We start from the raw sequence: 26,077 nt of genomic DNA, 5'->3' as shown, positions 1-26,077 counted from the left end.
TATAAAGCTATAATAATTATATGGGATAAGTTAAATAAATCAAGTTTCTTTGCAAATTGAATATAGAGGTATTATGCCTAATGTTATTAAAAAAACCTCTGCGATCCAATAATTATTGGATCGCAGAGGTTTGCTGAAGTAAAAAAATATATAGCAGTTTGCAAAGACAACTTTTAAATCAACACATTATCCAGCCGCCTGAACAGTTTGCTCCTTGCGACTAATTGCGTAAACGGCCGACACCAGACCAAGCAGGATCAGAACCGATCCCACCCATCCTGTATACATAATGGACGAATGATCGATAACCATCCCACCTATATAGGTTCCCAGAGCAATACCAGCATGTGCAATTCCTGAATTGGTGCTAATTAACGTTTCAGCCGTTGCCGGTGAGGTTTTGATAATCAGACTATTCTGTACCGGGGTAACGGTCCAGCTTAGCGCACTCCAGATACTTAGCAGAATCAGGAAAGCAATTAAAGGCAACCCGGTACTAAACGGAATAACCGCCATGCTTATAATAAAGGGTATCAGCACGATGATAATGGCTTTGGCTGGATGCAAGCGATCTGATAAGATGCCGCCGATGCCGCCGCCTGCTACAGCAGCGATACCAAACATCATATAGATAAAGGTGACCATTGTTGAGCTGGCTCCCAGCGCTTCCTGGAGAAATGGTGTGAAATAAGCATATAACGTCAAGTGTCCTGCAAGCACAAGCAATGTTGTAACATGGATTGCCAGCATTTTCGGATTCCATAGAGCAGTAAGCTGCTTCTTCAGGGATACTGCCGGAATCGGCTGCACACGGTCCATGGCAATGCCAATGGCAACCATGACTACTGCAGTCAAAATCGCGATCAAAATAAACACTTCACGCCATCCAGCGATATTACCCACAAAGATTCCGAGAGGTACACCCAGAATCAGTGATGCACTTCCTCCCATCGTGATTATTCCCACAGCACGCCCTTTATATTGGGGCTCCACAATACGAGCTGCGAGCGTCAAAGACAGGACAAAAATCAGCGAGCCCGTTGCAGCCCCCAATGCTCTGCCTGCCAAAAGAATATAGAAATTAGCACTGAACGCAGAGATGAGATTGCTGATTAGAAAAACGAATAAAGTGCACATATATACTTTTTTACGTTCGAATCTGGCCGTCATATTTAACAAAATTGGCGCAGATAACGCATAGACAAGTGAGAAGATGGAAATTAAATACCCGGCTTTGGCCAAGGTCAGATGAAGATCTGTTGCAATCAAGTCCAGAATCCCGCCTAAAATGAGTTCAACGGTACCAACCACAAATGCCGCGATTGCCAGGACATATACTTTTTTATTCATTTTTGAAGCCTCCTCGAAAGTTACAACTACGATAGTAACTTAATCAAGAGAAGATTTCAATACAAAAAAAGCTATTCTCCGAAAGAATAGCTTTGGAACCATCGTTTTAATAAATTAATCGCGCCAGCAGACGTGCGATTTCTTCGTCCTGAAGCAGCTGGTCACCATATTTTTTGGTAATTTGAGTAAGAGCGACGTCATGATAGAAATAATCCGTCATTGCTTTAACAATCGGTTTGGATGTTGTCTTGATGGCCTTCCATGAATCATGCTCGATACCTGCAAACAAGAGATAGCCATGGTCAACAATGATTAGCTGCGAGGGCTCAAGATTACTGTCCTCAAGCATCGGAATTAACGAATATTTATGGGTTAGAGACGTTTGCAGTCCTCCTACAGCCAAGACCTCTACATGTACCCCTTCTGCCTCTTTTCTCTCCAGAAGCTCCCGGTATTTCTCCATTTGTTCGTTCCAGGCCAGAAAAAGGATATACGAATCCGCTTCCTCAATGAGCTGTTCAATGTTCGATGCAATGGATGATGCATCCTTCAATGTCCAGATATGTTCATCTGTGAATGTACGTTTGATTTTATATGTCTTTAATTCCTCAATATCCTTCTCAAAGTCAGCCCTAATTTTGAGAATAATGGACTGAAGATCAACCGCCATGTACAATTTTTTCTTCCCATGCATAGTTGTTAGGACGATTCCCTTATCAATAAGCCGATTAAGCACTTCGTATATCTTAGCCTTGGGTACATTGGAGTAATTAACAATGGATGTGGCATCGAGCGGTGCATCCTGCGCAAATATGGCCTCATATACCTGACTTTCATATTGTGTAAAACCGAATTTCTGCAACATGGTTCGATTCGGGCTCCTTCTTGTTTGTATCGTTCTATACAGTTTAGACTCCTGAACTTCCCATGTCCAGTTTATCCCACCTAATTACGTTCGATCCCAAAAGCGTTGTTGGGTCATGGCTTGAATGAATTGTTCTGCAAAAGCTGTAGGTTGCTGTTCCACAATGACACCAGGTTTGCCGATAATGCCGACTGGCTGAATCAGGGCCGCCCCCGTCGGTGTAGCTCCTATCGGTTTAAAATGATTGTACGTTTCAATGGCATAGGATCGGGTGTATTTCTGAAAATAATCATCTTCCTTCTGTCCTCCAACAATGAATAACCCATCATATACCAAAGGTGATCCGGTCAAAAAGCTGTCGTCCACTTTCAACTCCACACCGCTCGTTCCATGGACCACACCTTGTCTTTCATGAACAATGACTGGACGAAGTCCCGCGCTCTTAAACTCATCCAAAATGTATTGTGTGCTGGGACCATCAAATCCTTCACCGACAATCACCCCGACGCGCAGCGTTTTGGGAGAAAACACAGTATTGGCCATACTTAACGCAGGGGAGGATTTTGTCACTGAAGATTCGGGAACGTTCGGTACAGCGACTCCAAGCTCGTGGGCCAGAATGGTCGCCAGCTCTGTGCTGATATTCCCTAACATATCAACGACCTGTTGACGAATTGAAACGTCCTTTACTTTCCCAAGTTCAAACGTGAGCGCCTGAATGATATGACTCCTCTCCACGCCTGTCATGCTGTTCCAGAATAAACGTGCCTGCGAGAAATGATCCAGGAAACTAGGTGCCGTTTTCCGTTCCTTGAGACCTTGCACCGTGGAAGGATAGGTTACAAACCCACCTTTTGTACCGGGCACAGTATAGGGAGAATTATTGGCAAGAGAGTTATCGTGATAGGCGACTCTCCCCCGATCAATAGTAAATCGGGAAGCGCCGTCTCTCTGGTTGTTATGTATAGGGCATACAGGACGATTGATCGGCAATTCCTGATAATTCGTGCCAACCCTTGCCAATTGTGTATCCGTATACGAGAATAGCCGGCCTTGAAGCAGTGGATCATTGCTGAAATCAATGCCACGTACAATGTTGCCAGGATGGAAAGCCGACTGTTCCGTTTCCGCAAATACATTCTCGACATTTTGGTTAATCGTCATTTTGCCAATGATTCGTACCGGAATGTCTTCTTCAGGCCATAATTTCGTTGCATCCAAAATATCAAAATCAAACTTGAATTCATCCGCTTCCTCCAGCACCTGTATTCCAAGTTCGAACTCAGCAAAGTTACCTGCATTGATATTCTCCCACAGGTCCCTGCGATGAAAATCCGGGTCCGCCCCGCCCAGCTTCTGCGCCTCATCCCACACAAAAGAATGCATGCCAAGTACAGGCCGCCAATGAAATTTTACGAATCTGGATTTGCCTTCTTTGTTCACCAGCCGGAAGGTATGTACTCCAAATCCCTGCATCATTCGAAAGCTTCGTGGTATCGTGCGATCAGACATAATCCACATGACCATCGCTGCCGACTCCTGATTATTCGCGATAAAGTCCCAGAAGGTATCGTGCGCAGTGGAGCCTTGTGGAATTTCATTATTGGGTTCCGGCTTCAGTGCATGAATCAAATCCGGGAACTTGATCCCATCCTGAATGAAGAAGATCGGAATATTATTGCCGACCAGATCAAAGTTGCCTTCTTCGGTATAAAACTTTACTGAAAACCCACGCACATCCCGATTCGTTTCGTTCACTCCTTTGGAGCCTGCAACCTCGGAAAAACGAACGAATAGCGGTGTCTTCACACCGGTATCCTGAAGAAAATGTGCCATCGTTAACTCTTCAAGTGACTCATATAACTCAAATTCACCGTAGGCTCCATATCCCCGGGCATGCACAACTCTCTCCGGAATGCGTTCCCGGTCAAAGTGAGACAATTTCTCACGCATCAGAAAATCTTCAAGCAGCGTGGGTCCGCGATCCCCCGCTTTTAGCGAGTTGCTATCATCCGATATTTTAACCCCTTCGTTGGAAGACATCTCTTTTCCGTTATTATCCCGAAGAAAGGCATTTCGCTGTTCTATCTTTTTGTTCTCATCCATGGGTTCCTTGCTCATTCCAATCACCTCCAGCATTATATGTATGGGACTGGAAGTACACTTATGATTGACTGATACACCATACTTTGGTCCGAATCATGTGTGTGAATTACAAATACGGATAACATGAGCTTTGCCATGAGGCATAGCTGGCGATTGTCCATTTATGAAATATCGCGTCCATTGTCTAACACCTTCCTCATTCCCTTTTCATTTACTATAAAGAATCTAATAGAAAAGAGATGATGAGGATGGCTAGTGTAAAAGCTGTTCCACAACCGGATTTGGTATTGATCTACTGGTCCAGAAATCCGCTCGTTCCCGGTTCTGCACGCCGAATCAGAAGTGTACGTGTGATCGGGAACACATCCCCTTGTACCTTCACACTGGTGCGTGGTGCATTGCTGATTAATGCCTTAAACTGTTTGCTGGACAATGATATTGGTTTTAAAGTGGTGTATAGCAAAAAAACATCGAGCATCAGTGGCGTTTTATTGTTGAAACGCAGATCTTAAACGAACAAACAGGTGTCTCCTTCAATAAGGAAGTGCACCTGTTTGTTATTTAATCAATGAATGATGTGACTGAACTCCACTCTATTTGACGTTCATATAACGTTCGAAGGCATCATTACGGATGGTCAGTAACTGTTCAAGTCCCATATCATTCAACTTTTTGATATAAGCATCCCAGCCGTCTTCGATGCCGCCTTTGGTTACCCACTGAGCTCGCATCGTCGCTACATAACCGTCAATATCCGTTGTCAGCGTTGGCAGCTCCTGGAACTCTTCAGCATTGTACATAACCTTCGGATAAGGTGTCGTTACATCTGCACTGCCCAACTGATCAATTTGCAGCTTGAGTCCGTCACCAGCCTTCGGATTAAGCTTAATTTTTTCTTCAAAGGAAGGGCTTACATATTTGGGTCCGAAATCACGCAGGGATTGATCCCAGTACCAAGCATCGGCGCTAGTGCCTGCTGGCGGGTCCATCAGCGTATATGTGCCATCATCATTTTTCTTGATTACAGTTCCAATCGCACCCCAGAAATTCTGAATGCTGGCTTCATTGGAATAGAACTGATCAGCCCAGCGTGCCGCTACTTCTGGAACAGTACATGAACTTGTAATGAGCAGTTCATTACGGGCCAGATTCATACCGCCCGGATCACCTGGTTGATAACGTTTGCCATCAGGTCCGGCAATAGGCGCAATCGCTTCATATTCGTCGCTCCACTTGCCAAATACTGCATCGGGCGTCCATTGGTTGCTGAAGCCGACGATTGGAATGTCTGCATTTTGCCATTTGGCTGATGTCATTGTATTGTCTTGTGTGAACAGTTCCTGATCAATCAACCCTTCTGAATACAGCTTGTGTGTATAAATAAGAGCTTCTTTATAGGCGTCAGTCGTTGGGAAGAAGACCGGTTTACCGTCCTGCACAATCATACTGCTGGCATTAATGTCAGTGATTCCAAATGGATTGAGGAAATCCACATTCAGACCCGTTTCCGTGTACGGAATTTCGTCCTGTTTTCCATTTCCATTCGGATCTTTTTCCTTAAACGCTTTCAACACTTGATACAGTTCTTCTGTTGTCGTTGGTGCTTTCAGCCCCAGCTTATCAAGCCAAGCCTTATTAATTACAGGCTGATTCCGGCTCTTCGGACGGGCAGGCAGTCTTGTTGGCATGGAATAGATTTTGCCATCAGGAAACGTACTGATTTTCTTCATGTCTGGCGTCTCTTGCATAGCAGCCTTCAAGTTGGGCATATACGAGTCAATATACTCATCCAGTGGACGGAAATAGCTCAGGTTGTTTACAATGTCCGAATCGCTGAACACCTGGTCACCCAAGATAATGTCCGGGAGTGTACCACTGGCAAGCATAATGGATTTCTGCTCCCCCCAGTCATTAGAGGACATGACCTGCCACTCAATTTTCACATTGGAATCCTTCTCCAAATCCTTGAGCCATTGGTTCTGTGTAAAGGTGTCGCCCATATTCCCCCAACGAACCGTCAGTACCTTGAGTGTGACCGGTTTATTGACAATCGGAAGACCTTCCTTGTTAAAATCACTTGAAATCGTAGTCTCCGCAGGTTCACTACTATTTCCACTACTACAACCAACAACGCTGACCAACATGGCCGACACGAGAAGCAGGCTGTTCATTTTGGTGAATAACTTCTTGCCTATCTTTTTCCCCATTTGGGAACCCCCTTGATTCGTAATGAATTTCAACCCACCTTATTCCTTCACTGCGCCGATCATCACCCCCTGATTGAAATACTTTTGGATGAACGGATACACACACATGATCGGAATTGTAGCGATGATAATAACGGAATACCTCATCAAATTGGCAAGACGCAGGGCAACTTGTGCTGCTTCTCCTGTACCCATGCCGGACTGCATCTGATTCGTGATGAGGATATTACGTAAAATTAGTTGCAGCGGATACAGATTCGGATCTTTTAGATAAATCAGGGCATTAAAATATGAATTCCAATACCCTACAGCAATCCATAGTCCAAGGACTGCGATGATTGCTTTGGACAGCGGCAATACGATGAGTACAAAATACCGCAGGTTACCACAGCCATCGATCTGGGCAGCTTCCCATAAATCTCCCGGAATACTGGTCTGGAAAAATGTCCGGGCGACGATCATGTCGAAAACCACGACGGAGAACGGAAGCACCATCACCAGGAACGTGTTATAGAGATGGAAGTCGCGGATCGTCAGGAAGGTTGGAATCAAGCCGCCGCTGAAGAACATCGTAAAGATAAAGAACAGCGAGAAAAATTTGCGCCCGACCAGATCTTTTCTCGATAATGCGTAAGCCGCCGAAATATTAACGACAAGCCCGAAGAGTGTTCCCACCACCGTATACAGAATGGTATTTCGATATCCGATCCAGATATTTTCGTGTCGCAGCAGTTCCCTATACCCTTCAAGCGTGAAACCTTTGGGGAAAACCCACACCTGTCCGTTAGCCACAGATGAAGGATCACTGAACGAGGCGATGACAATAAAATAGATCGGATAAATGATAGCAATCAGAAAAAGAACAGCAAAGGCATACAGTACAACTTCTGCAACCGTAACACGTGGTCGACGTTTTGTACGGGGAGTTCTGGTCATTGCTGCCGGTTCCATAACGCTCATCTTGTTTGTCTCCCCCCTACCATAGACTGTTTTCACTGTATTTCTTGGACAACTGGTTGACCAGAATAAGCAAAATGAAATTAATGACGGTATTAAACAGGTTTATCGCTGAGGAGAAGCTGTATTGGCTGCTCAGTAACCCGATTTTGTATACATAAGTAGACAGAATCTCACTTGAGAGAATGTTCAGGTCATTCTGCATCAGATACACCTTCTCAAATCCTACGCCCAGTAATCCGCCTACCCGCAGAATAAGCAGCGTGATGGCAGTCGGCAGCAGCATAGGAATATCAATATAACGAACCTTGTGCCATCGACTTGCCCCATCAACTGTGGCCGCTTCATAGAGGCTTGGGTCTACGGCAGACAGCGCGGCAATATAGATAATGCTATCCCAACCGACATGCTGCCACACGTCAGACCATACATACACACTGCTGAACAGAGCTGATGAACCCATTAAGTCCGGTGCTTGTGCTCCAAACAGCTGATACATATTGCCAACGAGCCCTGTACTTGGCGAGAACAGGATCAGCATCAACCCAACCATAACTACCGTTGAAATAAAGTGAGGCATATAGGAGACTGTCTGAAAAAGCCTCTTGAATCTTCCTGCTCTCATCTGGTTCACCAGTAGTGCAAGCATAATTGGGATCGGAAAAGTAGCCAAGCTGTACAGACTGATCACAAGTGTGTTACGTATCGTATTGGTAAATTGATAGGAATGAAAGAATTTCTCAAAGTATTTGAATCCAGCCCAAGGGCTGTCTCCGATTCCCAACGCCGGACTGTAGTCCTTAAAAGCGATTAATACGCCGTACATCGGCTTGTAGGCAAATAAAAGTGTCAACAGAACCGCTGGAAAAAGCAAAACGTAAAGGCCCCAGTTTCGCCTGATTCTCTCCAACGTTCTTCCAATATAAAGTGGATTGGTCCTCATGGTTCTTCCTTCCCTCCTGTAAATATACTGATGCTGCTCTCCCGTAGGACCTGTCATCTCTGGAATAGCTTCAGTATAAACTGCTTCACATTGGGTTTACCGGACCGCTAAGGACGTTATTCGGACTTCTATGGTTCCATCAATGAACTTTACAAGTAACCAAGATGCTTACAAGCAAAAATCATATCGTTATCCAGACTTTCGTGTGTGTAATCCGGACTTATGAATCAAAAGATGCAAATCTTTATGTTTTTTTCAAATAAAGGTTTTATACTATTCCTGAGATATTAAAGCGTATTCATAACCAAGCAATCAAGAAAGTGGTGCATTGTTCCATGGCAAACCTGAACACCATCAAACCCTACCCCATTCGGCATTATATCCGCATGATGTTCGTCATTTCCTTTGTCGTGCTCATCTTGGATCTCGTAATCAGCATTGCTTCCATCTCCATGGTCAAACAGCAATCCACCCAATACTTGCAGGATGCAGCCGATCTGTATATCAATCGCATTAATCACGATTTTGCGTACATTAATCATTTCATGGGGTGGACACTGGCCAATGACGAGAATCTCGACAACATGAATACATATGGCGTGAACAGTATTCCGTTCCTAAAAGCCAACGAGAAATTACATTTGCTCTTCGCCGAACTACAGCGAAACTACGGGCAGTCGTACAATTTCTTTTATTATTTGGAGAATAGTGAATATTTCCTCAACTGCGCGCCAATAAGTATCTCCTATTCGGATTATTCAGAAGTGAAGAAGCAGATCATTACGCTGACCCGTGATAAAGGTGTGTATGAGAAGTTCTATTCCCATTGGACACCAATTCACGTGAACGGCACTTCTTATCTTATCAATATTGTGCCGTACTACAACCGTTATCTTATTGCCTTGATATCCGCAGATGAACTGATCGCCCCTCTCCAGCAGATTAATCTGGGGGCCAACGGATACGCCTCTCTGGTAGACGAGAATGGAGTGCAACTTTCTGGACCTGCCGGCGGGGATCACATACCAGAAGTGAGACATTCATTTCTCGATCTGTTCCAGTCTCATAATATTGTCAGCAGCGACTTCTCCAATGCGGCATTCAGCGTGCGCATGGCCATCAAGTTTGGTGCATTCGAGAAAATTATGGTAGCTCAGCTGCTCATTATGCTGCTTTTTCTGATTGTGACCTCCACATTAAGTGCAATCATCATGTTTTTCAGGAGAAATCTGCTTGTTCCCATTCAGCGATTCTCCAAAAATTTGGCGCGTATTAACGAAGGGGACGAAGCGACAGACTTCAAGAGCAGTCGGATTATGGAACTGGAGCAGGTCAATGCACAGTTTAAAGAACTGGTAGCCCAGATTAAACGGTTCAAGATCGATCGCTACGAGCAGGAATTAGAGAAACAGAAAATACGATTGGATTATATGAAATTGCAGATTAAGCCCCATTTCTTCCTGAACTGTCTGACGAGCATGTACAGTATGGCACAGATGCAGATGTACGAGGAAATTGAGAGTATGGCCCTGGCTACGTCCCGATATTTCCGATATATCTTTCAAAGTGGGGAGAATTTCGTTCTTCTGAAGGATGAGATTGAACATGTGAGAACGTTTCTGGATATCCAGAAGTCGCGTTACCGCGATGCTTTTTCCTACCGCATTGAACATCCAGATGTGATCACGGGCATCGCTGTGCCACCACTCGTCATTCAGACATTCATCGAGAATGCCGTCAAATATGGGGTCTCCCGAGACCGGGAATTATGCATTACTTTATCCGTAACGGAACAACGACAGGAAAATGGCGATCATGTGCTGATCCGGATTTCGGATACAGGTCCAGGATTCAGCCCGGATGTTCTTGACGCACTGATGCGTGGAGAAGCGCTGGAACAAACCGGTGGTAACCGGATTGGCATTATGAATACCATCCAACGTTTGGAGTTGTTATATCGGGATGAAGCGAATATTACCTTTGCAAACGATGCAAGTGGCGCTCGGATCACGCTTTCCTTGCCTAAAATGATACTGAATTCAGATACTTCGGGAGAGGTGACAAACCATGAATGCATTGCTGGTTGATGATGATTATTTTGTAGTTATGGCTTTGGAAAAGAAAATCGATTGGAAGGCCTTGGGGATTCATACGATATTCACAGCCTACAATATTGCGCAGGCCAAGGAGGTTTTGCAAAATCATCCCGTTCAAATTCTCATCTGTGATATTGAGATGCCCCAGGGCAGCGGGCTGGAATTACTCGCATGGGTCCGGGACGAATCGCATAATGTACAGACGATATTTCTGACCAACTATGCCGATTTCAACTATGCCCAGAAAGCAATTGAGCTGCAAAGCTTTGATTATTTTCTGAAGCCTATTGAGTTTGACAAGTTAACGCTTATTATACAAAAGGCGGTTGCCAAAGCCCGAGACCAGCAGTTCATTGAGAAAGCCATTCATGAGGGTGAACTGTGGCAGAAAAATCGGAGCAAACTAATTGAGGATAGCTGGCGCAGGCTGATCTCCGGTAAAGCCTTTCCTTCCGGCCCTGCCGACGTCTCTGCCTTTTTGACAGAACAAAACCTGCCTTATGACACAACAGATCTGTTTCTGCCTATTCTGGTTAACCTGTTTCCGTATGATCATACGCTGGGCAAGACCGACAAGAACCTGTTCGATTACGCTTGTTTGAATGTGATGGTTGAACGGTTTCAGGACACTCTCTTCTCCATTGAAGCCATTACCGAGATCAAGGATCATAACTGGATGATTATTCTAAAATGGAACAGAGCGCCGGATGCACAGCTGATCGAATCCATGTGCGGTTCGTTTATCCCGGAGGTTAATAATTACCTGAAGTCGGATGTCTGCTGTAGTATCGGGTTCTCTCTGCCACTGGGTCAGATTCGTCATACCATCAACGAGTTGTTGCTTATGAATGAAGAACGAATCAAACACCGCAACCAAACCTTTTTACTGGAAAACTATAATAGACCTGAATTGAATTACACACCGCCTGATCTGGGATTGCTGGAGAAATTGTTGAATGAAAATCGCTTCCAGGCGTTTCTGGATGAAACAGGGCGTTATATGCATCAACTTGTCCGTGAAGAGGTGGTAGGCACCGCTGTTCTAAGTCTGTTGCGTCTTGATCTGGTGCAACTTGTGTATGCCCAATTGAAGAGTAAGGAGATCGAAGTGCACAAGCTGTATATGGGCAAAACGAATGATCAGTTGTTCATGCAATCTCTGCATTCTATTGAAGACATGCAATCCTATATTGCCTACCTGGTCAATACGGCTGCGGAATATCTGAATGTTGCCGAGCAGCCCAAGTCGGTTGTACATGAGATTACCCATTATATACGCACTCACTATGGAGAAGATCTAACGAGGAATAACCTGGGGGAGATGGTCTATCTGAATCCAGATTATCTAGCAAGACTGTTTAAGAAAGAAATGGGCATTTCACTGGGCCATTATGTCATCCATACCCGTCTTGTGGCGGCCCGACATTTGCTGGAGACCACCGCACAATCGGTGCATACCATTGCTGGAAATGTCGGTTATACCAACTACTCTCACTTCACCAAACTGTTTAAGCAAGAGATGGGCTGCAGCCCCAATGAATATCGCAAGAAGCAGAAAGAGAACTCTCATGAAACAGGATGACCTTTCTCGCTTGTAATACAAAATGCCACCCTGCGTATCGCACGCAGAGTGGCATTTGCTGTTTTGCTATGCCTTATTTATTCGCATTAATGACTTCATTCACTTCCTGAGTGATCTGGTCTCCGCCAAGCTTTTTCCAATTTGCAACAAATTTATCGAACTCGTCAATAGACAGGTTGCCATAGATGATTTTCAGAAATGTCTCAGCGCGCAATTTATCCAAGGTTGCCTGTTTGGTGTTCATGGTTCTCGTCGGGGCGTAGATAAATTCATTCATGACAATGAGGTCGTTATCCCGATAATATTTAATGACACCCTGCGAGCTTTCCGGTCCAAAAATACGTTCCATATGCCACTTATCCAGATTTCCATTGCGGTAATCCATAATATCATCGTAGAATAGCTTTGCTTCGAGCTCTAATCCGGAAGTATCTCCCGTTTTGAGCGCCTGCTCGACTTCATCTTGTGCTTTTACGTTTTTGTTGGCAGGCAGATTGGATACGGTCGCATTCTGAAAACCGAGTCCGGTTACCCCGTTCAAATATGCAGCACGCTCTTCCTTGGCTGACTCACCGAACATTTTCTCTGCTTGGAAATTCAGCAGCTTGATTAAGGCTTCCGGGTGCTCGTATCCTTTACGAACGGCGAATATGCCGCCCAAGCTAAGGTGGTTCTGCGTTTTGGCAGGCTGATCATCAATAGATTGAACCGGATAAGGCAGCCAGTCCACGTTCTTATCCTTCTTGATCATGCTGCTGACTTGAAATGGTGCCCATTGTGGGAGGAAGAATATGCCTGACTTACCCCCGTTGACATCCTCCATCATTTTTGCAAAGTCCTTCACTCCAAACTCAGGATCAATAACGCCCTTCTGGTACAGATTTTGCAGTTCTCGCAATCCTTCCTTCACTTCAGGCTGAATGGTTCCATTCACAACCTGACCTGAAGCATCCTTGATCCAGGTTTCGAGATAACCATGATAGCCGAGCAGGAACGCATTAATTGGCAAATCCTTGTTGAGTGCAATACCATACGTATCATCTTTACCATTTCCGTCAGGATCTTCAAAGGTAAAGGCTTCCGCAATCTTAATGATATCCTGCATAGACTTTGGCGCTTCCAGTCCCACTTTCTTCAGCCAGTCCTGACGAATCCAGACCATATCTGAGGAATCAAGTGAGCCTGGGAAACTCACCATCGCGTAAATTTTCCCATCCTTGGTTACCGGTTTCAAGCCTGCTCCATCCTCAGCAGACATAAATTCCTTGACCAGATCGGATGCATACTTATCATAAACCTCTGTCAAATCTTCCAACATCCCAGCTTCGTGCAGTTGTTCGAACTGCACAGCACTTACTTTCAATACATCTGGCAAATCGCCACTCGCCAGGGTGACGTTCATTTTATCGTTATAATTGGCATCCGGGACAATCCAGTCATAGGTGACATCGATCCCAAGCTCGTCCTTGTATCCTCTGGTCCATATGTTATTGGCGTGTGTATCGCCTTCGGCGAGCGTTTCTTTCCCTGTTTCATTCATAGTTGATGTTAATTTGATGGGTGGATCATATTTCGTAAGCGGGCCTCCCGCATCCTGCTGTTTGTTCGGTTGCGCTTCATTCTCAGCACTACCCGTACCCGATGAACAGGCTGCAAGCGTGGTTGCCAGAACCATGGTTAACGTTAACAATGAGAATTTCTTTAATGACATGTTCATGCGAATCCCCCTTTTTATTCCCCCGTGAGGTATAATTTTATTGTATAAAGAAAGCGCTATCACTTCGAGTGTACCCCGTTGACATCTGGTATCTTTGATTTACCATTTCAGACTTGATCTAACTTTTTTGATCCCGATATTCCTGCGGCGTGCAGCCGGTGGCCTTTTTGAAGAAACGATAAAAATAATGCTGATCACTAAATCCGACCTTAGCGGATATTTCATGCATTTTGCAGGTGGAGCCGAGAAGTAATTCCTTGCTGCGCTCAATGCGCCGGTCATGGATATAGTCGGATATGCCTTTGCCTGTAATACGTTTGTACCAACGGGACAGATATGACGGATTAAGGGAAACCTCCTGTGCAATTCGGGTTAGCGATAGGTCATCCTCCAGATGGTGCTTGATATAATGATGAATCGTAATTAGAATCTGCGACTGATCATGGATGCGTGTAACACTTCTTTTGGAGATAATCCATTCATATGCCGATTGATAGAAAACCACCAGATCAGACCAAGGAGTATGGATGTCAAAATGAAGCATACGAGATAACGCAATTTCCTTCATCGCTGATTCGTACAAGCCCAGTTCATGAAGAAGCTCGATCAGTCCATTACCTGCTCCTGAATAGATCTTCATTCGAAAGAAAGGGTCCTGAAGTCCTTCTTTTGAAGCCTCGGTCCATTTGTGAAACGACTCCATCCACTCTCTGTCACCTGCTGTAACACGCTGCCTGATCTGATCCAGATGAAGAGCTGCAACACTCTGCTGATTCAGACTATTGGGGGTGTATGGCGAATCATGCTGCACTTTGACCCGAAGAAGCTTCTCCATCCCAAGTCCAGGGCCCTCATGGATCGACAGGCGCAGCTGTGTAATCGCCTGACTTAACTCCATCCACTCCACCGCCTGTTCGCTCACCATAATGGAGACGGACAGATTCAGACAATCCGCACAGGATTGCTGCACAGACTCCAGCGTTCCATAGACGAAACGCAGTGTCTGTTCCCACTTCTCCTGCTGTCCTGTATGGAAGCTCGATGGCTCCACCTTTGGCTGAACAAAGCAGGCGATCACCTGATAATCCAGATCAATAGCCTTGACCTTGGCCTTATCCTGAAGCAGCTCCTCCGCAACGTTGGCAACCGCATAGCGAATTAAACTTCGGTCCGCCTGGGATTGATAGTTGTTCCACTCCTCAACCCGTATAATGACCGGAATTACAGGCTCGTTGGACATGAAAGGTAACTGGACCGCATCCAACTCTTCCTGAAGCGAGGCGGTATCATGTCTTTCCGTTCGTTTTAGGAGATCCAGCAGTAACTGTCTCTGTAGCTGCGGCAGCGCTCTGGGCAGCTTGCTGCGGAACCAGGCATGCTGGTAACGGAAATCATTTTCCTCCGATATTTGTGTTAACGCCCGCTCTACCGCTGCGCGAATATGACTCATGCCCTCTGTCTTTAACAGGTAATCCACAACACAAGGGTTACGTATTGCTTGGTGTGCATAATCAAATTCGTTATGACCTGTCAGCAATAGCACTTTGCATCGTGGCCAGCGATCCATAATCTTTTCGATCAGTTCCATGCCATCCATGCCTGGCATACAGATGTCGCTGAGCACGATATCAATTTTGACAGAATTCAACCACTCGATTGCTTCAAAGGCAGAGTATGCCTTAATGATCTCCATATCCTGAAAATCCGCTTTTTGAAAGAATGCATAAAGACCATCCAAAATAACCGGTTCATCATCGACAATTAACATGCGCTGCATACGATTACTCCCGTCTCCATGGAATATTTAAAATCATGCATAAACCGCCCAACTCACTACGCTGCGCACAAAGACCATAGCCCGTCCCGAACTTGATCCGTAAACGTTGATTCACATTCATTAGTCCCGTAATCTCTTCATCCCCATGTCTCGGGTTCGCAGATTCCTGAAAGGATGCTTGCAGGCTGCTCAGGATTTCATCCTTTAATTGATCACCATCATCTTCTATCCGAATGGACAATTTGTGATGGTCCACTTGATAGGATAATTTCAGAATTCCTCCCTGACTGCGCTTGGCAAGGGCATGCTCGAAAACGTTCTCCACAATCGGCTGAATGATGACTCGAGGAATGGCGATGTCTCGATACTCCCTACTTAGTTCCTCCAATTGCAGTTGGACTCTTGAGCCAAATCGAATTTTCTGAATAGAAGCATAGACCAAGGCATGGTCCACCTCTTCACCGAGCGATACCTCGGAATGAGAATCCCTGGACATATACCTGAAATATTGACCCAAATAGTCGGTGAATTCCTGAATTAATTCAACATTCTCGACCTCGGCCATTTGCTTGATGCTGAACAGACTGTTATATAGAAAGTGAGGCTGAATCTGGGACTGCAAATGTTTGAGTTCTGCCTCGCTGGTTCGAATCCGGGCAACATAATTTTCATCAATCAAAATATGTAAGCGCTCTATCATGTGGTTGAAGCGAGAGTATAAATAACCGAATTCATCGCGTCTGGATTGCGGAATATGAATATTTGTCTGGCCCTGCTCCGCCATTCTGAACCCGCGAATGAGCACAGATAACGGCTTGTGAATTGACCTGTAGATCGAAAAGGAGAAGATCATAATGATAACAATTGAAATAAGCGTCAACGTCCACAGCCATAGGTTGTATTGTTCCAGCGGAGCTTGGAGCACATCATTAGGGATACTGGCTGTCAGCGTGAACGAGTGATCGGGATCATAAAGCGAATAATACAGATATGGATCGGATTGAAATCTCGTCACTTGCATGGATACAGGTGATACCGGTGATACCCGTTGCAATAATGCCGCCGATGTAGGTTCGTCTGAAGAGGAAATGGCGACATTGCGCTTCTCTCCGAAGCTCAGCGTAATATCACTGCCTCCTGTTTCCGCGAGCTGCTGTAATCTGTGCTTCAGTTCTTCTGCAGACAAGCGTATGCCTAATATAAAATTGGGTGGTTCTTCATGATTCATGTTATACGGATTGCTTTTGAGAAAATAAAGATTGTTATCAGAATAAGACAACTCACCATTCAGATTTCCCATAGTTTCCAGCAGATCCTTCCATTCTGTATCCTCTACATTGCGAATTCCGTCCACCGCGCTTACTCGTTTATGCAGAGCCGGAACGTAATACACAACATCGCTGATATAGGGACTCGTCACCATGATCTGCCCCAGCTTGTTGTGGATATTATTGAGACTGGAAGTCACCTCATATCTACTCATAATCGCAGCTCGTGTACTTAGGGTAGACATCGTTTCATCGAACGAAAATTCGGTAACAAGCCCACTCATTCGCTCCAGTTCGAATTGCAGATGATTGTGGTAAAAATATAGCTTTGATTCATGCGCCTTCTCCACTTCCGTCTGCATTTGCTTGGAGCTGGTATGCGTGATCATAATGCTGATCCCATATAGGGGCAGGATGACGAGCACAAAAGCAATCATCAGTTTGACGACGATGGATGCATTTTTCCAGGTGCCCACCGCGATTCTCATTTCCCTTTCACTCCTCTCCTCAACGGCAAAAAGGAGCCGGAAATCGGCTCCTCCCATTGGTTTTCCTCCATCGATCTTATCCCTTTACACTACCGACAACAAGTCCATGAACGAAATACCTTTGCAGGAACGGATACACCAGCAAAATGGGGATAACGGACAAAAAGATTTGGGATGCCTGGGTCGTTCTATCCGACACCCGACTTAACAGAGTTGCATCCTCCAGGGTCATCATTTCACTCTGAATCATCGTCACTTGCTGGAGCATCGATTGCAAATACGTGGCTAGCGGATAACCTTCCGGACTTTTCATATAGATCATGCCATCAAACCACGCGTTCCAGTGTCCCACCATGGCAAACAATGTAATGGTTGCGATACTGGGCAATGAAATGGGAAGGTAAATGCTCCATAGCGTGCGGAAATGGCCTGCGCCATCCATCCAAGCCGCCTCTTCCAGCTCCTTCGGCAAACCCCGGAAGAAATTCAGCATAAGCAATACATTAAAGATCGGAACCGCTCCCGGTAATATCAGAGCCCAGATGGAATCCAAAAGACCTGCTTCCTTGACGATCAGATAACCCGGGATTAATCCTCCACTGAATAGCATGGTAAAGACAAAAACCCACGCATAGAACGTTCTGGAACGAAACTTTGCTGCCTCTTTGGAGAGCGGATAGGCTACAAGAATCGTGAAGATCAGGTTGGTCGCAACTCCGAGTACCACACGGAGAAGACTTGTACCGAATGAATTTAGAAACTGCTGATTTTCGAGAATGTATTTATACGAGGATAAGGTGAAGTCCACCGGCCAGAATGTCACACTCCCCGCCTTGACTGCATCACTTGAACTAAACGAAATCGCCAGAATATTCACAATAGGAAACAGGCATAGCAAGGCAAGAAGGGTCAGGATGACATAATTCAATCCCAGAAACCAACGATAGGCTCTCGAAGCGTGATGCATGTTCTTGCCTCCTTTCTAGAAAATCCGATAATTGGCTAATCGATAGGCGAGGAAATAACCAAGTCCGATAAAGATAAACGAAACGACTGACTTAATGAGACCCAATGCGGTTGATACCGAATACTGAGCATCTTGCAGACCGATCCGATAGATCATCGTATCCAGAATGTCTCCGGATTCATAGACCAGTGGATTGTAGAGGTTGAACACTTGGTCAAAACCACCGTTAAGCACGTTACCCAGACTCAGTGTAACCATTAGAATCACGATGGGACGAATGCCAGGCAGCGTAATATGCCAGGTCTGCTTCCATCTTCCTGCTCCATCCATGACAGATGCTTCGTACAGGGATTTATCAATGTTTGTCAGTGCGGCCAAATATATAATCGTGCCAAATCCGAATTCTTTCCATTGGTCCGTAATGACGAGTATGTAAGGAAACCATTCGTTACTGGCCAGGAATTGAACAGGTTCAACCTCTATCGCCTTAAGCAGCATATTTACAATTCCTGTACTAGGGGACAATACGTCTACAATGATACCGGCCAATATAACCCAGGAAAAGAAATGCGGCATATAGATGACCGTCTGAATTGTTCGTTTAAAACCTGTTTTGCGCACCTCATTCAGCAGCAAGGCCACAAGTACGGGAATGACCAAACCGGACACAATTTTCATCGCGGAAATAAATACCGTATTCCATACGACCTGACCGAACCCCGGCAGATCGAATAGATACCTGAAATTGTCCAGGCCGACCCAGTTCATATTTTTGAATCCGGCAATGGGAGAGAAATTCTGAAAGGCAATGGAGAGTCCCGCCATCGGAATGTAACCGAATACAATAATAATGATCAATCCAGGCAATATCATGAGATGAAGCGGAACGTTTCGTATAAATTGTCTGTAGTTGGAACGCATGAGCTGTCTCCTCCTTCAAATTCATTATAGAATCCGTCAGGAATCGGCAATAGTGTAGGCTATTTACTTTAGGTATCTTTTGTTGACTCTCTTCCCGGAACACCAAAAAACCGCGAGTATCGCGGTTCTAAGGCTGCATCAGGTTACTATTGAAATATTAAAACTTATTATTTCTGGACATCCATAACCAATACATTGACCGAATGAGCAGGAAGCTGCAAAACAACCGAATCCTCCTGCAGATGAATCACTTGTTCTAGTGGAACAATTTTCTCATCATTCTTCTGGTTCACATTAGGAACATGTAGCAATTCTTCATCTCCGCCAAGTGTTATCCGTTTCGCAACAGAGGTAACGTTCAGATTTTGAAGGTGAATTTGGGTTGCTTTGTCCACCCCATCTGCGTTCACCAGCTTCACATACACATGCTGCGCATCTCTCGTAACGGAATGGAATACATCCCGGTTGTATGCTTCCAGCTTGTAATCCAGAATTCTGCTGGTCGTGTGACCATCGGTATAAGAGCAGATTAGATTCTTCCCTGTATCGCCACCATAATTGACAGTAATCGTATAATTCGTATCGTTCGCCAGCGGTTCATAGTTGGTTGCCCGGAGATTCCCCGCCGCTGAACTGGAAGAATAATCGCCCAGAGTGTAGCCTTCTACACCTTGTTTATATACTTTGACTCCCGTTGCATTGCCGCCATAACCGATTGCGTATTCGATGACATCCTTTTTCTCAGGTGAACTATCCGTCAACCCCACACCGATGGTGAAGCCATCCTCACCCGCTATGCGCTCAGCCTCGACTTCCACTTTATAATTTGACCATTCATCATTCAGTAGATATAACCCATTCAGACCGCTTGACTGCGCTTTTAAAATCAGTCCTTTTCCCGTCTCCAGCGTATATCCTGCCGATCCCGGAATCTGATTCCACACCTCATTCAGCGCTGTCTGCTGCCTGAAATCTTCTGTAAACAGCACGCTGCCATCCTGGTTCGATGTGACCGTAATCCGTTTCACCACAATGTCCGCATTGCCTGTCGCAATCTCGATGCCTCCACGTGGAATGAGTGCTATCGGTTGACCCTTGCTGTACGTTGAAAATGAAGTGCCCAGCACCTGCTCACCCACATACTTGGCAAAAAGCTGCTGCACATAATAATTCGGTGTATACCACACCGTTTCATCATCAAACCAGATGCAGTCCGGCGTCCAGCGGTAAGTACCATCCGTCAGTACTTTGTTGAACAGCGGCGCATAGGCAGCCAGGCGAACAACGTCCGCATTATTTTCAAAACCGGTCATGACTGCAGCTTCTGCGATCGCACCTGCCAGTGTATTTTTGTCCGTGGATGCATATTCTCCCACAAATACCTTGGATGTTTCTGTCCAATCCATACTGCCGTCTTCATGATAAGCCCGCTCATAATAGTTGTACCGATCCACGTTGTTCAGCAAATAGTCATTGGAGCGATAGTAGTGCTCATCCGCAATGGTATCCATATAGTTGTCCTGGTTCTCATACCAAGTGACCGTCTCCTCGATGACCTCTTTGCCATCTGCAAAAGCAACCTGAGCTGATCCGGTCAGATTGCCGCTCAGGAATTTCCAGCCCTGTTGGTACGCATCATCGTCCGCCTGGGCGCCGACTGTCGAAATGATATGAAGCTCATGATCAGGATAATTACGTTTCATATACGCATCAATTGACGTCTTGAATACTTCAAAGTTGGCAAAAAATTCGGTTCCCCAGTTCTCATTACCTACGCCAAGATAACGCAGATCGAATGGTTCAGGATGTCCCATGCTACTTCGAATGGCAGCCCATTCGTTATGTTCAATATCCGTGCTGAGCGCGAAATCGATCAGGTCTGTAAAGTTTCGGATATAGTAATCCCTCAAAGCGCCACCCGCCGGATGTGCGTAATCCGATCGAGCCTGGCACAGAACACCACAGGCCATAACCGGAACCGGAGCAGCATTCAAATCTTCTGCCAGTTGGAAATACTCCATATAACCTAGACCCATCGTCATCATGTAACCCCAGACGTTATAGTTCTCTTTGCGAAGCTCTACCGCTCCCACCGAATCCTTCCAGTCATACACATTGTCCCAAATGAACGAACCTTCGGAAATGCATCCACCTGGAAAACGCAGAAACTTTGGATGCAGATCAACAAGGGCTTGAACCAGATCTTTCCTAAGCCGATAGTTCGGATTCCCGGTGTAGTTGGCATGTGCTGAAGCGGATACTCCCTGCTCTTTTGGATCGGCTCCCCATACATCCTGCGGAATCAACGACACCATGTCTATGGAAATGTCTCCTTCAAAGGAAAGTACCAATTGCCCAAGCGCGGTCTCCGTTCCGGTCAAGGTCACGTTGGAATTGGTGATGTTGGGAGAATTGGGGTGAGTCAACACATGGCTGCCACTTGCATGACCGCTGAATTCGGCATTAGCCACAAGGACACGGGTATCGGAATAGGCGATCCCGTACTTCTTCCATGTGTTACCGCCCTCAACTTGCAGGGTAACAGAATCGCTGATGGCATCACCGTTCCCGTCCTGCAATTGAACCGTAATCGTTCCTGCGGATACAGCCTTGGCCCAGATGGTAAAATCATATGCCTCTCCTTTCTTAATGGACATGGCACAATGCTGATTGGAATCCGAGAATCCGCGATTTCGAATGGTCGCACCCGCCTGAACCGTTACATAATAAGCGTTCACTTCCGGGTCTTCCACGTTAAGATGAGTGTTTATTCCGTCGGTATGCTGTACGATCATTTTCTCGGTATCCCCGGACCAGGCAAACAAAGGATCACGGTTCCGACCTGTCGAACAACCACATTCTCCAGAGTCATGTGAGTACGTATCGAATGCAAAAGATTCGAACGAGCGGTTCTGAACTAACTCCGCATAGATTCCCCCATCTGCTGCATTGTTGATATCTTCGTAGAATAGGCCATACATCACTTCACTAATATCCGCCACCTGCTGGTCCCCATGAATTGTCACGGTATAAGGCGGAAGGTGTTCTGGCACAATGGACACATCAAAACTTTTGTTCAGCGTAATTCCACCCTTGGTCAAAAGTGCGTTCAAACGAATCTCCTGTGCTGAGCTCAGGGGTTGAACTTGTCCATTCGCTGACAGAACTTCTGGCTGACTTGATTTCCATTGAACGTTTACCTTGCCCCCCAGCAAATCTACAGGCAATGACACGTCTTTGGTAATAATCCGGGCTGGAGCAGACAAATATTTATCTCCTGCCAGCTTCACAATCTCTTCATCCGTCAGGGACTCGCACATGACTTCGATCACTTCATCCATGGACAGAGCCGCCTGATAAATCCGAAAATCAGATAGTGAGCCTGCAAAATCCACATCTGCCGCGTACTGAGAACGTCCAATATAATTGCGGCTATAATTCGCAGGATCTACGAACGAATCAAACCATCTGCGCAGCTTGGCATAGTTGCCACTAGACGTCTGACTGATGGAGCCATCCGCTACTTTCTCTCCATTCACATATACAACCGGACCCGCGCTGCTGCGTGTGCCGCCCTGACTGCCTGCTACTGACAAAGCAACATGCATCCATTCCCCACTGGCAAATCCACGTCCCGGGTCTACAACCAGATCATCACCTGCATATAACGTGCCCCGCATCTGACGAGTCAGAAATAAATAGGGGCCCTTTTCTCCTTTGCCGAAGTCGAAAATCCGCTCCCACACGTTCGATCCCTTGCCTAAATGGACCCATGATGCAACAGTTACTCCAGTGTTGTCGCTTACATTTTGCAGCAAATTCGAAGGCAATTCCAAATAGGATGTTCCGTTCGATCCTCCAGTAAAAGTAACCGCCCATCTGCCATTCACTTCGGAAATGTCGGGTATTTTCTCTCCTGCGGCGCCTCCAACGTGCCCATTTCCTGAACTATCCTTGCCAATGTCGGCTGCATCTTCAAACTTGTAGTGTGCAATTAGTTGATTATGAAATGTATTCATGTTCATTCCTCCTATGTAGCCTAAATTATCATAGATAAGCTTTCTTTAATTCGTATAAATATAAATTGATTGATAAATACATAAACAAATGATCTAATCGTATAGTATCTTATTCCGAGTAAAGATTTCAATCCCAAAATTACAAAAAATCCGTTATATCATAGGAATTATTTCGAATACATCGACCTTTTGCTTATCTCCCTCTCCATCCTAAAGTCACCCTAACCCTGATATTTATGGTTTACAAATATATAAATTGATTGATAATATAGCAAATGAAAGCGCTTGATAATTTATGAGAACCAAAAGGAGGGCTGTCAGAGCAAATAACGTTTGCGGCAATGAATAGGGTGATTTTTCATTTCAGGTATTGGGAAAGGGGAAACGTATGAAACGTTATTGGGTAAGCGTACTTAATATTTCATTACTGAGCTCTGCATTACTTACGACAACAGCTTTGGCTCCCGTCTCCGTATTCGCGGATAGTCCGGGGGCAATCAGTTCCAACCCGCAAGTTTCCACATCCATTGAGAATGCGGTTCCAGCATTCAGGAATGTTTCCGTTCATGACCCTTCCGTTATTAAGGTGGGTGATACCTTTTATATTTTTGGTTCACATCTTCAAGTGGCAAAGTCCAAAGATTTGATGAATTGGGATTCGGTCGCCTCCGGGGTTACGGATGACAACCCTGTTGTCCCTAATGTAACCAAGGAATTCGCTGAAGCCCTGCAATGGGCGCAGACCGATACATTATGGGCAGCAGACGTCATCCAATTGGCGGATGGCAAATTTTATATGTACTACAATGCATGCAAAGGGGATTCTCCCCGCTCTGCGTTAGGTGTTGCTGTGGCAGATAACATTGAAGGGCCTTATAAGGATCAGGGTATTCTGCTCAAATCCGGCATGTGGGATGAGATTAGTGAGGATGGCACTATATATGATGCAACCATACATCCGAATGTGGTCGACCCAGATGTATTTTTCGATAAAAACGGCAAGCTCTGGATGGTATACGGTTCCTATTCCGGGGGGATTTTCATTCTGGAGATGGACGAAACGACGGGGAAACCTCTCCCTAATCAGGGTTATGGCAAAAAACTGACCGGAGGCAATCACAGCCGAATTGAAGCACCTTATATGCTCTATAATCCCGAAACCGACTATTATTATCTGTATCTGTCCTATGGCGGATTGGGTGCTGACGGGGGATATAACATTCGGGTAGCTCGCTCCAAAACACCGGACGGCCCTTTCCTCGATGCTGAAGGAAACGATATGATCAACGTCAAGGCGGACAAGGACAAACCCTTGTTTGACGACCGTTCGATCGAGCCATTTGGCGTCAAATTACTAGGAAACTTCCTGTTTCAAAGACAGATCGGTGACCCCGGCACAGGTCAAGGTATCGGCTATGTATCACCAGGACATAACTCCGCTTATGTTGACGCTGAAACGGGAAAACAATTTCTGATCTTCCATTCCCGCTTTCCAGGACGCGGCGAAGAGCATGAAGTCCGCGTCCATGAGATGCATATGAACTCGGAAGGATGGCCTGTTGTTTCTCCCTATCGCTATGCGGGCTTAGAAGAGGATACTGCCGCATTGAAAACCCAGGATATTGCTGGTCAATACAAATGGGTGAATCACGGGAAGGAAATTACGGCCGAGATCAAATCTTCACAGACCGTTCAGTTCACAGCAGATGGGCAGATTAGTGGTGCGGTGACGGGAACATGGAGTCTTGATGCAGACAATCAGGTGCAAATCACATCGAATAATATTGTGTATAAAGGTGTCTTCACGCATGAATGGGAGCCAGATTCCCAAAAGACGGTTCTGACCTTTAGCGCTCTCTCCTCCTCGGGCGTGGCAATCTGGGGAAGTCAGATGGCTGCACTGAAGGATCAGGATATTGTTAATGCGGTGAAAAAGGATCTGAGTATCGGCGACACAGGGAACATATTCTTCAACCTGTCCCTCCCGACCAAGGGAACTCGTGATGCAGAGATTACATGGAAATCTTCCAACACCTCTGCGCTGTCCGCTACCGGAATAGTGAATCGTCCTCGCACAGGTAAGGGAGATGCCAAGGTAGCATTAACGGCAACGATTCGCAAAGGTAGTGCGGTAAGCTCCAAAACGTTTAACGTTATCATTCCACAGCAAGCGGTAAGTCCACTGCTTGGAGAATATACTTTTGATCAAAAGAAACTTGCAAAAATCGCACAGGATTTCAGCAAAAATGAATACCATGGCCAAGCTTTTAATGTGGCGACTTCTGCTATTAGCAGTAAGAATCAGGCTGCTGCTTTTAATGGAACCGACAGCTACATCCAAATGCCTGGTATCATTACCGATACGACGGATTTCACCTTTAGTGCATGGGTCAACTGGAGTGGCGGGGGAGCCTGGCAGCGAATTTTCGACTTTGGAAATGGCCTGAACAGACATATGTTCCTTACTCCCGCCCAACATACCGGAGCACTGCAATTCACCATTCATGATCAGGGACGGGATCAGAGCCTAATTGCTGCTGAACCGCTGCCCTCCAATCAATGGGTGCATGTCGCTGTTACCCTTCAGAGAGATACCGCCACTCTGTATGTGAATGGAAAATCCGTAGCAAGCAGCACGGAAATCACGTTTAACCCGAAGGATCTGCAAGTAACGGAAGCTTATTTGGGCAAAAGCCGCTATACAGCCGATCCCTTCTATAAAGGCTCGATGGATAACGTAAAAGTATATGATAAAGCGTTAACCTCCACAGAAATACAGCGTCAGGCAAAAGAAAAGCCTTAATCAGGAAACTT

General features: G+C 45.6%; 16 protein-coding genes. 4 read left to right on the top strand and 12 right to left on the bottom strand.

From position 1 onward, the window contains the following. Positions 1 to 186: 186 nt before the first annotated feature. The 3 genes from AC4PM4_RS01925 to AC4PM4_RS01915 form a co-directional block, all read right to left on the bottom strand. Positions 187 to 1,350: an MFS transporter gene (locus AC4PM4_RS01925; RefSeq protein WP_491612593.1), complete on the bottom strand. Its 1,164-nt coding sequence runs from the start codon at positions 1,348 to 1,350 to the stop codon at positions 187 to 189. Between the two features lie 106 nt (positions 1,351 to 1,456). Beyond that, a complete protein-coding gene (locus AC4PM4_RS01920; protein ID WP_064638684.1) occupies positions 1,457 to 2,215 on the bottom strand; it encodes a TrmB family transcriptional regulator in 759 nt (252 codons plus the stop codon). 84 nt (positions 2,216 to 2,299) lie between these two features. Beyond that, on the bottom strand, positions 2,300 to 4,336 hold the full coding sequence (locus AC4PM4_RS01915; protein WP_491612591.1) for a catalase: 2,037 nt from the start codon (positions 4,334 to 4,336) through the stop codon (positions 2,300 to 2,302). A 233-nt stretch (positions 4,337 to 4,569) separates the two neighbouring features. Between AC4PM4_RS01915 and AC4PM4_RS01910 the strand changes: the two genes are divergently transcribed. Then, on the top strand, positions 4,570 to 4,833 hold the full coding sequence (locus AC4PM4_RS01910) for a hypothetical protein (protein WP_063563578.1): 264 nt from the start codon (positions 4,570 to 4,572) through the stop codon (positions 4,831 to 4,833). An 81-nt stretch (positions 4,834 to 4,914) separates the two neighbouring features. Here the strand turns inward: AC4PM4_RS01910 and AC4PM4_RS01905 are convergent, their stop codons facing one another. Genes AC4PM4_RS01905 through AC4PM4_RS01895 form a run of 3 tightly spaced genes read right to left on the bottom strand, consistent with a single transcriptional unit; the run spans position 4,915 to position 8,428 of the window. Next, positions 4,915 to 6,528 (bottom strand): type 2 periplasmic-binding domain-containing protein, encoded by a 1,614-nt coding sequence (locus AC4PM4_RS01905; RefSeq protein ID WP_090949649.1) that lies wholly within the window; start codon positions 6,526 to 6,528, stop codon positions 4,915 to 4,917. A gap of 39 nt (positions 6,529 to 6,567) precedes the next feature. Then, a complete protein-coding gene (locus tag AC4PM4_RS01900) occupies positions 6,568 to 7,464 on the bottom strand; it encodes a carbohydrate ABC transporter permease (protein ID WP_063563637.1) in 897 nt (298 codons plus the stop codon). Between the two features lie 40 nt (positions 7,465 to 7,504). Continuing rightward, entirely contained in the window at positions 7,505 to 8,428 is a 924-nt protein-coding gene (locus AC4PM4_RS01895; protein WP_063563576.1) for an ABC transporter permease, read from the bottom strand. Positions 8,429 to 8,763: 335 nt separating this feature from the next. Between AC4PM4_RS01895 and AC4PM4_RS01890 the strand changes: the two genes are divergently transcribed. After that, positions 8,764 to 10,515: a sensor histidine kinase gene (locus tag AC4PM4_RS01890; RefSeq protein ID WP_072732686.1), complete on the top strand. Its 1,752-nt coding sequence runs from the start codon at positions 8,764 to 8,766 to the stop codon at positions 10,513 to 10,515. Then, positions 10,496 to 12,106 (top strand): response regulator, encoded by a 1,611-nt coding sequence (locus AC4PM4_RS01885; protein ID WP_072732685.1) that lies wholly within the window; start codon positions 10,496 to 10,498, stop codon positions 12,104 to 12,106. Before AC4PM4_RS01890 ends, AC4PM4_RS01885 begins: the two co-directional genes overlap by 20 nt. A gap of 73 nt (positions 12,107 to 12,179) precedes the next feature. Here the strand turns inward: AC4PM4_RS01885 and AC4PM4_RS01880 are convergent, their stop codons facing one another. The 6 genes from AC4PM4_RS01880 to AC4PM4_RS01855 all read right to left on the bottom strand — a co-directional run bounded on the left by AC4PM4_RS01880 (position 12,180) and on the right by AC4PM4_RS01855 (position 23,263). Continuing rightward, positions 12,180 to 13,823 (bottom strand): extracellular solute-binding protein, encoded by a 1,644-nt coding sequence (locus tag AC4PM4_RS01880; RefSeq protein ID WP_063563573.1) that lies wholly within the window; start codon positions 13,821 to 13,823, stop codon positions 12,180 to 12,182. 118 nt (positions 13,824 to 13,941) lie between these two features. Then, positions 13,942 to 15,600, bottom strand: a complete 1,659-nt coding sequence (locus AC4PM4_RS01875) for a response regulator transcription factor (RefSeq protein WP_491612589.1) — start codon at positions 15,598 to 15,600, stop codon at positions 13,942 to 13,944. A 4-nt stretch (positions 15,601 to 15,604) separates the two neighbouring features. Further along, positions 15,605 to 17,356: a sensor histidine kinase gene (locus AC4PM4_RS01870; protein ID WP_491612588.1), complete on the bottom strand. Its 1,752-nt coding sequence runs from the start codon at positions 17,354 to 17,356 to the stop codon at positions 15,605 to 15,607. A gap of 76 nt (positions 17,357 to 17,432) precedes the next feature. Continuing rightward, complete coding sequence (locus AC4PM4_RS01865) at positions 17,433 to 18,323, bottom strand: carbohydrate ABC transporter permease (protein WP_491612587.1); 891 nt, start codon at positions 18,321 to 18,323, stop codon at positions 17,433 to 17,435. Between the two features lie 15 nt (positions 18,324 to 18,338). Then, positions 18,339 to 19,244: an ABC transporter permease gene (locus AC4PM4_RS01860; RefSeq protein ID WP_491612585.1), complete on the bottom strand. Its 906-nt coding sequence runs from the start codon at positions 19,242 to 19,244 to the stop codon at positions 18,339 to 18,341. A 167-nt stretch (positions 19,245 to 19,411) separates the two neighbouring features. After that, positions 19,412 to 23,263 (bottom strand): alpha-L-arabinofuranosidase family protein, encoded by a 3,852-nt coding sequence (locus AC4PM4_RS01855; protein ID WP_491612583.1) that lies wholly within the window; start codon positions 23,261 to 23,263, stop codon positions 19,412 to 19,414. Positions 23,264 to 23,651: 388 nt separating this feature from the next. Between AC4PM4_RS01855 and abnB the strand changes: the two genes are divergently transcribed. Then, on the top strand, positions 23,652 to 26,066 hold the full coding sequence (gene abnB / locus AC4PM4_RS01850) for an arabinan endo-1,5-alpha-L-arabinosidase AbnB (protein WP_491612582.1): 2,415 nt from the start codon (positions 23,652 to 23,654) through the stop codon (positions 26,064 to 26,066). Positions 26,067 to 26,077 lie beyond the last annotated feature (11 nt).

The organism is Paenibacillus sp. MDV22-iso6, from assembly GCF_058408365.1.
The sequence above is the reverse complement of the archived record's forward strand: the minus strand, read 5'-3'. Positions and strand labels throughout refer to the sequence as shown.

Coding starts and splice junctions, on each gene's coding strand:
- AC4PM4_RS01925 (WP_491612593.1), bottom strand. CDS start 1,350: ATGAATAAAAAAGTATATGTCCTGGCAATCGCGGCATTTGTGGTTGGT.
- AC4PM4_RS01920 (WP_064638684.1), bottom strand. CDS start 2,215: ATGTTGCAGAAATTCGGTTTTACACAATATGAAAGTCAGGTATATGAG.
- AC4PM4_RS01915 (WP_491612591.1), bottom strand. CDS start 4,336: ATGAGCAAGGAACCCATGGATGAGAACAAAAAGATAGAACAGCGAAAT.
- AC4PM4_RS01910 (WP_063563578.1), top strand. CDS start 4,570: ATGGCTAGTGTAAAAGCTGTTCCACAACCGGATTTGGTATTGATCTAC.
- AC4PM4_RS01905 (WP_090949649.1), bottom strand. CDS start 6,528: ATGGGGAAAAAGATAGGCAAGAAGTTATTCACCAAAATGAACAGCCTG.
- AC4PM4_RS01900 (WP_063563637.1), bottom strand. CDS start 7,464: ATGACCAGAACTCCCCGTACAAAACGTCGACCACGTGTTACGGTTGCA.
- AC4PM4_RS01895 (WP_063563576.1), bottom strand. CDS start 8,428: ATGAGGACCAATCCACTTTATATTGGAAGAACGTTGGAGAGAATCAGG.
- AC4PM4_RS01890 (WP_072732686.1), top strand. CDS start 8,764: ATGGCAAACCTGAACACCATCAAACCCTACCCCATTCGGCATTATATC.
- AC4PM4_RS01885 (WP_072732685.1), top strand. CDS start 10,496: ATGAATGCATTGCTGGTTGATGATGATTATTTTGTAGTTATGGCTTTG.
- AC4PM4_RS01880 (WP_063563573.1), bottom strand. CDS start 13,823: ATGAACATGTCATTAAAGAAATTCTCATTGTTAACGTTAACCATGGTT.
- AC4PM4_RS01875 (WP_491612589.1), bottom strand. CDS start 15,600: ATGCAGCGCATGTTAATTGTCGATGATGAACCGGTTATTTTGGATGGT.
- AC4PM4_RS01870 (WP_491612588.1), bottom strand. CDS start 17,356: ATGAGAATCGCGGTGGGCACCTGGAAAAATGCATCCATCGTCGTCAAA.
- AC4PM4_RS01865 (WP_491612587.1), bottom strand. CDS start 18,323: ATGCATCACGCTTCGAGAGCCTATCGTTGGTTTCTGGGATTGAATTAT.
- AC4PM4_RS01860 (WP_491612585.1), bottom strand. CDS start 19,244: ATGCGTTCCAACTACAGACAATTTATACGAAACGTTCCGCTTCATCTC.
- AC4PM4_RS01855 (WP_491612583.1), bottom strand. CDS start 23,263: ATGAATACATTTCATAATCAACTAATTGCACACTACAAGTTTGAAGAT.
- abnB (WP_491612582.1), top strand. CDS start 23,652: ATGAAACGTTATTGGGTAAGCGTACTTAATATTTCATTACTGAGCTCT.